At 68.9% G+C, this 8,812-nt stretch carries 9 protein-coding genes; all 9 read left to right on the top strand.

Going from position 1 to position 8,812, the window contains the following annotated elements:
• The first annotated feature begins 184 nt into the window (after window positions 1–184).
• The 9 genes from ACFYOP_RS30215 to ACFYOP_RS30175 all read left to right on the top strand — a co-directional run bounded on the left by ACFYOP_RS30215 (window position 185) and on the right by ACFYOP_RS30175 (window position 8,772).
• Window positions 185–793: a CDP-alcohol phosphatidyltransferase family protein gene (locus ACFYOP_RS30215; protein WP_356897036.1), complete on the top strand. Its 609-nt coding sequence runs from the start codon at window positions 185–187 to the stop codon at window positions 791–793.
• Window positions 794–913: 120 nt separating this feature from the next.
• Window positions 914–3,409 (top strand): mannose-1-phosphate guanyltransferase, encoded by a 2,496-nt coding sequence (locus ACFYOP_RS30210; protein WP_356897034.1) that lies wholly within the window; start codon window positions 914–916, stop codon window positions 3,407–3,409.
• Between the two features lie 100 nt (window positions 3,410–3,509).
• The gene (locus ACFYOP_RS30205; RefSeq protein ID WP_356897032.1) at window positions 3,510–4,436 is read left to right on the top strand and encodes a DUF881 domain-containing protein; all 927 of its coding nucleotides are present in this window, start codon (window positions 3,510–3,512) and stop codon (window positions 4,434–4,436) included.
• Window positions 4,433–4,765 (top strand): small basic family protein, encoded by a 333-nt coding sequence (locus ACFYOP_RS30200; protein WP_003970459.1) that lies wholly within the window; start codon window positions 4,433–4,435, stop codon window positions 4,763–4,765. Before ACFYOP_RS30205 ends, ACFYOP_RS30200 begins: the two co-directional genes overlap by 4 nt.
• A 4-nt stretch (window positions 4,766–4,769) precedes the next feature.
• On the top strand, window positions 4,770–5,627 hold the full coding sequence (locus tag ACFYOP_RS30195) for a DUF881 domain-containing protein (protein WP_356897030.1): 858 nt from the start codon (window positions 4,770–4,772) through the stop codon (window positions 5,625–5,627).
• Between the two features lie 148 nt (window positions 5,628–5,775).
• Entirely contained in the window at window positions 5,776–6,651 is an 876-nt protein-coding gene (locus tag ACFYOP_RS30190) for an FHA domain-containing protein (RefSeq protein WP_356897052.1), read from the top strand.
• Between the two features lie 42 nt (window positions 6,652–6,693).
• Window positions 6,694–7,446: a MerR family transcriptional regulator gene (locus tag ACFYOP_RS30185; RefSeq protein ID WP_356897028.1), complete on the top strand. Its 753-nt coding sequence runs from the start codon at window positions 6,694–6,696 to the stop codon at window positions 7,444–7,446.
• 53 nt (window positions 7,447–7,499) lie between these two features.
• Entirely contained in the window at window positions 7,500–7,973 is a 474-nt protein-coding gene (locus ACFYOP_RS30180; protein WP_005320145.1) for a bifunctional nuclease family protein, read from the top strand.
• Between the two features lie 253 nt (window positions 7,974–8,226).
• A complete protein-coding gene (locus ACFYOP_RS30175; protein WP_356897026.1) occupies window positions 8,227–8,772 on the top strand; it encodes a MerR family transcriptional regulator in 546 nt (181 codons plus the stop codon).
• Window positions 8,773–8,812: the final 40 nt, after the last annotated feature.

Genomic DNA, 8,812 nt, shown 5'->3' with positions numbered 1-8,812 from the left:
TGTGGGAGAGTAGGACGCCGCCGAACAATTATTGTGGGAAGGCCCCGCACCTCTGGTGCGGGGCTTTTCTGCGTTCCGGACCCATTCACGACCGGTGCACTGGCACACCCCCCGCTCCGGCCGGCGCCGCGTCCAGGTAGGGTCAGGGGGCATAGTCGGCACGTTTCCCACAGGAGGCACCCGGGTGGAGGTCCAGGAGACCCGCGTTCAGACGGACCGGGTACTCACCATCCCCAACATCCTCAGCATGGCGCGTCTCGTCGGCGTGCCGCTCTTCCTGTGGCTGATTCTCCGCCCTGTGTTCGGCGGCCCCGAGAGCGACGGCTGGGCATTGCTGGTACTGATGCTGAGCGGCATCAGCGACTATCTGGATGGCAAACTCGCCCGCCGATGGAACCAGATCAGCCGCTTGGGACGCATCCTCGATCCGGCTGCGGACCGGCTCTACATCCTCTCCACCCTCCTCGGGCTGACCTGGCGGGAGATTCTGCCGCTCTGGCTGACCGCGGCCCTTTTGGCGCGCGAGCTGATGCTGCTCGTGATGGTGGGAATCCTCCGCCGGCACGGCTATCCGCCGCCGCAGGTGAACTTCCTCGGCAAGGCCGCCACCTTCAACCTCATGTATGCGTTCCCCCTGCTGCTCCTGAGTGACGGGACAGGGTGGCTTGCGTCACTCGCGGCGATTTTCGGATGGGCGTTCGCAGGATGGGGTACAACTCTCTATTGGTGGGCAGGGATCCTCTATGTGGTCCAGGTCCGCCGTCTCGTCAAAGCGGACACAATGGCCGATTGAACTCGTCGGTGTGGTAGCGCGCAGCGTTGCCGGCCGCGCGTGTCACCACACGTCACCAGTGGGCACTTTGGACGGGTGAAGTCGGCTGACCGTCGTCTCTTCAAGGAGGACGCTTCCGACATGAAGGCCGTCGTGATGGCTGGCGGCGAAGGTACACGACTTCGCCCCATGACCTCGAGCATGCCCAAGCCGCTCCTTCCGGTGGCGAACCGGCCGATCATGGAGCATGTGCTGAGGCTGCTCAAGCGGCACGGGCTCACCGAGACCGTTGTCACCGTGCAATTTCTCGCCTCGCTGGTGAAGAACTACTTCGGCGACGGCGAAGAGCTCGGAATGGAGCTCACCTACGCCCACGAGGAGAAGCCACTCGGAACTGCCGGCAGTGTGAAGAACGCGGAGGAAGCGCTCAAGGACGACGCGTTCCTCGTGATTTCTGGTGACGCACTCACCGACTTCGACCTGACCGACCTCATCTCCTTCCACAAGGAAAAGGGCGCGCTGGTCACCGTCTGCCTCACCCGCGTTCCGAACCCCCTCGAATTCGGCATCACGATCGTCGACGAAGAAGGAAAGGTCGAGCGCTTCCTCGAGAAGCCGACCTGGGGACAGGTCTTCTCCGACACCGTCAACACCGGCATCTACGTCATGGAGCCCGAGGTCTTCGACTACGTCGAGGCCGATGTGCCAGTGGACTGGTCCGGCGATGTGTTCCCGCAGCTCATGAAGGAGGGCAAGCCGATCTACGGCTATGTCGCCGAGGGCTACTGGGAGGACGTCGGCACCCACGAGAGCTACGTCAAGGCCCAGGCCGACGTCCTGGAGCGGAAGGTGGACGTCGAGCTCGACGGCTTCGAGATCTCGCCCGGAGTGTGGGTGGCCGAAGGGGCGGAGGTCCACCCGGACGCGGTCCTGCGCGGCCCGCTCTACATCGGCGACTACGCCAAGGTCGAGGCCGACGTGGAGATCCGCGAGCACACGGTCGTCGGATCCAACGTGGTCGTCAAGAGCGGAGCCTTCCTCCACAAGGCGGTCGTCCACGACAACGTCTACATCGGTCCGCAGAGCAACCTGCGCGGCTGCGTCATCGGCAAGAACACCGACATCATGAGAGCCGCGCGCATCGAGGACGGCGCGGTCATCGGTGACGAGTGCCTGGTGGGCGAAGAATCGATCGTCCAGGGCAACGTCCGTGTGTACCCGTTCAAGACCGTCGAGGCCGGCGCGTTCGTGAACACGTCGGTGATCTGGGAGTCCAGGGGGCAGGCGCATCTCTTCGGCGCCAGAGGCGTCTCCGGAATCCTCAATGTGGAGATCACACCCGAGGTCGTGGTGCGCCTGGCCGGCGCGTACGCCACCACCCTGAAGAAGGGCGCCACGGTCACCACGGCACGTGACCACTCCCGTGGTGCGCGGGCGCTGAAGCGGGCGGTGATCTCGGCGCTGCAGGCCAGCGCCATCGACGTACGCGACCTGGAGAACGTGCCGCTGCCCGTGGCCCGCCAGCAGACGGCCAGAGGCAGTGCGGGCGGCATCATGATCCGTACGTCGCCGGGTGTGCCCGACTCCGTGGACATCATGTTCTTCGACGAGCGGGGAGCGGACCTGTCGCAGGCCGGGCAGCGCAAGCTGGACCGGGTGTACGCGCGTCAGGAGTACCGCCGGGCGTTCCCGGGCGAGATCGGCGACCTGCACTTCCCGTCCAGCGTCTTCGATTCGTACACGGGCTCCCTGCTGCGCAACGTGGACACCACGGGAATCGCGGAGGCGGGGCTCAAGGTCGTCATCGACGCGTCCAACGGCAGCGCCGGTCTGGTCCTGCCGAGCCTTCTCGGGCGTCTCGGGGTCGACTCCCTGACGATCAATCCCGGTCTCGACGAGTCGCGGCCGACGGAGACCGCCGACACCCGGAGGTCCGGTCTGGTCCGGCTCGGGGAGATCGTCGCCTCCGCGCGTGCGGCCTTCGGCGTCCGCTTCGACCCGGTCGGTGAGCGGCTCTCCCTCGTCGACGAGCGCGGGCGGATCGTGGAGGACGACCGGGCGCTGCTGGTCCTGCTGGACCTGGTCGCCGCGGAGCGGCGCAGCGGCAGCGTGGCACTGCCGGTGACGACGACGAGGATCGCCGAGCAGGTCGCCGCCTACCACGGCACGCAGGTGGAGTGGACGACCACGTCGCCCGACGACCTCACCAGGGTGGGCCGGGAGGAGACCACGATCTTCGGCGGTGACGGCCGTGGCGGCTTCATCGTGCCGGAGTTCAGCAGCGTCTTCGACGGCACGGCCGCGTTCGTACGGCTCGTCGGTCTGGTCGCCCGTACACAGCTCACGCTGAGCCAGATCGACGCCCGGATCCCGCGGGCCCATGTGCTCAAGCGGGACCTCGCGACCCCGTGGGCCGTGAAGGGGCTCGTGATGCGGCGGGTGGTGGAGGCCGCGGGCGACCGGCACGTGGACACCACCGACGGTGTGCGGGTGGTCGAGGCGGACGGCCGGTGGGTGATGGTGCTGCCGGACCCGTCGGAGGCCGTCACCCATCTGTGGGCGGAAGGGCCCGACGACGCGTCGGCCCAGGCGCTGCTCGACGAATGGTCGTCGGTCGTGGACAGCGCAGGTCACTGACCGGGAGTCCGGTCGGCCGAGGGGGCGCCTGCGGGCGCCCCCTCGGCGCACCGGTGGGGCCATTCGGCGGTAGGGGTTGCGACGTGCGACGATGTGCGGCATGTCGGAGCAGCCCCACGTTCGGAGCACAGGCACACCGCCCGCGCGCCCTGACGCGTCCATGTCGCTGCTGACCAATGTCATGGAGCACAGCCTCGACGACGGCTACGCCGAGGCGTCGGCCCGCCGGGCCGAGGGCGGCGGGCTTCCCCGTACGCTGCGCGCCAAGCTCGGCCTGGCCGCCGGTCTCGTGCTGGCGGCCGCCGTGGTCACGCTGGGAGCGGCCGAGGCGCAGGTCGCGGCACCCGTGCTCGCGAAGGAACGCGAGGAGCTCATCGACCGCGTCCACGAGCAGACCGACGGCGCCGACGCCCTGGAGCAGGACGTCGAGGCCCTGCGGAAGGACGTGGAGGAGCGGCAGCGCAAGGCCCTCAACACCCCGGGCGGGGAGCAGGGCGCGACGGTCTCCCTGCTCGCCGGGGCCACAGAGGTGCAGGGGCCGGGCGTGAAACTCGTCGTGGACGACGCCAAGAACACCGACCAGGGGGGTGGCGGTCCGCGGGAGAGCAGCGGTTTCTCGGACACCGGACGCGTCCGTGACCGGGACATGCAGCGGGTCGTGAACGGGCTCTGGGAGTCGGGCGCAGAGGCGATCTCGATCAACGGTCAGCGGCTGACCGCCCTGTCGGCGATCCGCGCGGCCGGCGACGCCATACTGGTCGACAACAGGCCGCTGGTGCCGCCGTACACGGTGCTCGCGGTGGGGGACGGGAGCAGGCTCCGCAGCGCCTTCCAGGGGAGCGCCGACGGGCTCTATCTGCAGGCGCTCAAAGAGGACTTCGGGATCCGTACCACCCTCTCCGCCGAGCAGACGGTGACGCTGCCCGCGGCGCCGAGCTTGATCGTACGAACAGCAGAGCCGGAGACGGCCGGCGCGGGGCAGCGCGGCGGACCGGGCACGGCCGAAACAGAGAAGGGCACAACGTGATCGCCGTACTGGGCCTCGTGGTGGGAGTCGTGGTCGGCCTGTTGGTCCGGCCCGAGGTGCCGGCGGTGGTCGAGCCCTACCTGCCCATCGCGGTCGTCGCCGCGCTCGACGCCGTCTTCGGCGGTCTGCGGGCCATGCTCGACGGGATCTTCGTCGACAAGGTCTTCGTCGTCTCGTTCCTGTCGAACGTCGTGGTGGCCGCGTTGATCGTGTTCCTGGGGGACAAGCTGGGCGTCGGCGCCCAGTTGTCCACCGGTGTGGTCGTCGTCCTGGGCATCCGGATCTTCTCCAACGCCGCGGCCATCCGCAGGCATGTCTTCCGGGCGTGACCGCATGAACAGCGAAGAGAAGCCGAAGGACGAGCCGCGGCAGGCACAGCCGCTCCCACAGGCGCAGCCGGCCGCCGGTACGCAGGGATCCGGTACGCAGGAATCCGGCGCGCAGGAACCCGGACCGCCGGGCGACGGACCGCTCACCGGCCGCCGGCGGCTGGCCGCGGCGGTGTGGCCGCCGCGGGTGACGCGAGCCCAACTGATCGTCGCGGTGCTGCTGTTCGTCCTGGGACTCGGCCTGGCCATCCAGGTCCGGTCCAACAGCGACGAGAGCGCGCTGCGCGGCGCCCGCCAGGAGGACCTGGTCCGCATCCTCGACGAACTCGACAACCGCACCCAGCGGCTCGAGGACGAGAAGCAGCGGCTCGAGGACCAGCGCACCGAGCTCGAGAACAGTTCGGACCAGGCGGAAGAGGCGCGGAAGCAGACGCAGGAAAAGGAGCAGCAGCTCGGCATCCTGGCCGGCACCGTCGCCGCGCAGGGGCCCGGCATCACGCTGACGATCCAGGATCCGGCGCGGACCGTGGACTCGGACAAGCTCCTCGACACGATCCAGGAGCTGCGCGCTGCCGGGGCGGAGGCGATCCAGGTCAACGGCACCCGGGTCGTCGCGAGCACCTTCTTCTCGGGAACCGCCGGTGACATAGAGGTGGACGGCAAGCGGATCAACGCGCCGTACACCTTCGAGGTCATCGGTGAACCTCAGGACCTGGAGCCGGCCCTGAACATCCCGGGCGGCGTGGTGCAGACGTTGGAGAAGGAGCAGGCCACGGCCACCGTCGAGCGCTCGGACAAGATCATTGTCGACGCCTTGCGGTCGGCGGAACGGCCTGACTACGCTCGGTCGTCACCGCAGTGAATCAGGGGAACATGGGGACGGTGGGGCCGGGGCAGACGATTGCCGGGGGTCGGCGCATCCGACTTGTGGCGCGTGGTGGAAACTGTCTGGTGGATACGGACGTTGTGAGGGTGTCCGGGTCGGCAGGTGTGTTGGTTGAGGGTTCGTCCTGCCCCACGGGCGGGTCTATTTCGGTCAAGGGGAAACGCCCGTGAAGTTGTTTGCGAAGTGGTTCGGCAAGAGTGCACGCGAGGACGGCGAGGCCCGCCATCGCGCGCCGCGTCATGGCGAGAGCGAGGACCAGCCGGGCGAGCGTCCGCTGTTCCGCGACGAGGTTCCCGGTGGGGACAATTCGGGCGGACAGGGCGCGTCGTCTGTTGACCCCGCCGGTGCCGGAGGCATAGGTTTCGGGGAACCATCAACCTCAAGTACGGGTGGAGGGTTCGCCTCCGACCCGTATGCGACCAATCCCCACGCGGGGCAGCCGCGGCAGGAGGATCCGTCCATGGCGGGTTTGCCGGTTTGTACGAGGTGCGGCCACCGGAACACCGAGGCCGGCCGGTTCTGCTCCAACTGCGGTGCGCCGCTGCGGGGCGGAGCACCCGCCGAGCGCGCGTCGGAGACGACCTCGACCATCTCCATCTCCGGTATCGAGGCCTACGACTCCGAGGTGACGGGCCAGACCGCCGTCCCCTCGCTCTCGCCGGAGGCCCAGGCCGCCGTCGAGGCCCTGCCGCTCGGTTCGGCGCTGCTGGTCGTCCGCCGGGGGCCCAACTCCGGCAGCCGCTTCCTCCTGGACAGCGACCTGACGACGGCCGGCCGCCACCCGCAGAGCGACATCTTCCTCGACGACGTCACGGTCTCGCGCCGGCACGTGGAGTTCCGCCGGGACGCGGACGGCGGTTTCACCGTCTCCGACGTCGGCAGCCTCAACGGCACGTACGTGAACAGGGAGCGGATCGACTCCGTGGTCCTGGCCAACGGCGACGAGGTACAGATCGGCAAGTACCGGCTGGTCTTCTACGGGAGCCAGCGGGGCGCGTGATCCTCCCCCAGGCTCCACCCGGGGGACACCCAGGGAAGGTACATGCTGCGAACACCGACGGGCGGCGCCGGTCACGGCGCCGCCGCCGCGGGTGACCGCCCGATGAGCATCGGCGCGGTGCTCGGGCACCTGCGCGAAGAGTTTCCCGAAGTGACGATCTCCAAGATCCGCTTCCTGGAGGCCGAAGGGCTGGTCGAACCGAGCCGTACGCCCTCCGGATACCGCAAGTTCAGCCCCCAGGACGTCGAGCGGCTCGCGCTCGTGCTGCGGATGCAGCGTGACCACTACCTCCCGCTGAAGGTGATTCGCGAGCAGCTGGACGCCCTGGAGCGGGGCGAGAGCGTCCCGCTGCCCGTGCAGGGGGCGTACCGGGAGCAGCACGAGCCTGTCGACGCGGGCTGGGAGCCGGAGGCCGACCGCCCGACCGCGGGCCGGATCAGCCGTGCGGCCCTGCTGGCCGCCGCCGAGGTCAGCGAGGAGCAGCTCGTCGAGTGGGAGTCGTACGGTCTGCTGACGCCGGACGGGAGCGGTTCCTACGACGCCGAGGCCGCCACCGTCGCCCGGCTCGTCGCGGAGCTGGGAAGATTCGGTCTGGAACCGAGGCACCTTCGCGCCATGAAGGCGTCCGCAGAGCGGGAGGCCGGGCTCGTGGAGCAGCTGGTCGCGCCGCTGCGCCGACACCGTAATCCGCAGACCAGAGCGCATGCCGAGGCGACCACCAAAGAGCTGGTGACCCTGTCCGTGAGGCTGCATGCGGCGCTGGTGCGGACCGCCCTCGGAGTGCGGGTCCCCTGATCTTGGACCAACCCGACTACCCAAACCGGTCGCGCACGTCCTAGGGTTGCTGTGTGAACGAGCTCGACGTTGTGGGTGTCCGGGTCGAAATGCCCTCGAACCAACCGATCGTGCTTCTGCGTGAAGTGGGAGGCGATCGGTACCTCCCCATCTGGATCGGCCCCGGGGAGGCGACCGCCATCGCCTTCGCACAGCAGGGCATGGCACCGGCCAGGCCGCTGACCCACGACCTCTTCAAGGACGTGCTGGAGGCGGTGGGCCAGGAGCTCACCCAGGTCCGCATCACCGACCTGCGCGAAGGCGTCTTCTACGCGGAGCTGGTCTTCGCCAGCGGGGTCGAGGTGAGCGCCAGGCCGTCCGACGCGATAGCGCTGGCCCTGCGCACCGGCACGCCGATCTACGGCAGTGACGGGGTGCTGGACGACGCCGGCATCGCGATCCCGGACGAGCAGGAGGACGAGGTGGAGAAGTTCCGCGAGTTCCTCGACCAGATCTCACCCGAGGACTTCGGCTCGAGCAACCAGTGAGGGTTGCGGACCGGTGACGGTTCCGGCAGAGGGCGCCGCTCGGCGCTTCCGCGTCAGCGCATTCGAGTAGCCTTTCCCGGGATCGGGGCACGAGAAACCACTCTCAGGGTGATTATCACTCGGCGTGCCGAGTGTGGCGATCGTTGACGCACCCCTGGTGACTCCCTACCTTCGAGGTGGCAGGTCAAGGACGGAGGTCGGCGTGAGAAGCAGCGGCGACAGTACGGCTGGGGGCGGCCCCGGACCCGGTCCGGTGGAAAGCGGGCCGTATCCGCTGCACGACGGCGTGGCCGTGCCCTCCACCGACACCATCGGCTATCGCGGACCGACCGCATGCGCGGCCGCGGGCATCACCTACCGGCAGCTCGACTACTGGGCGCGCACGGGTCTGGTCGAGCCGAGTGTCCGGTCGGCGTACGGCTCCGGCACCCAGCGGCTCTACAGCTTTCGCGACGTGGTCGTACTCAAGATCGTCAAGCGCTTCCTGGACACCGGCGTGGCGCTCCAGAACATCCGCGCGGCCGTCCAGCACCTGCGTGCCCGCGGGTTCAGGGACCTCGAGCGAATGACGCTGATGAGCGACGGGGCGACGGTCCACGAATGCTCCTCTCCCGACGAGGTGGTCGGGCTGCTCCAAGGAGGCCAGGGCGTGTTCGGCATCGCCGTCGGTGTCGTGTGGCGGGACGTCGAGGCGGCGCTCTCACAGCTGCACGGCGAGCGCGTCGACACCGGGGAGACCCTGGTCGGCCACAACCCCGCCGACGAACTGGCGAGACGCAGACGCGACCGGGCCGTCTGACGTGTCCGGAGCTCCCGATTGTCAGTGGCGTGCGGGAGCA

Origin of the sequence: Streptomyces sp. NPDC006294 (genome assembly GCF_042870895.1) — a bacterium.
Taxonomy (GTDB): domain Bacteria; phylum Actinomycetota; class Actinomycetes; order Streptomycetales; family Streptomycetaceae; genus Streptomyces.
Note: the sequence above shows the minus strand (reverse complement) of the source record. Positions and strands in the feature narration are given on the sequence as shown.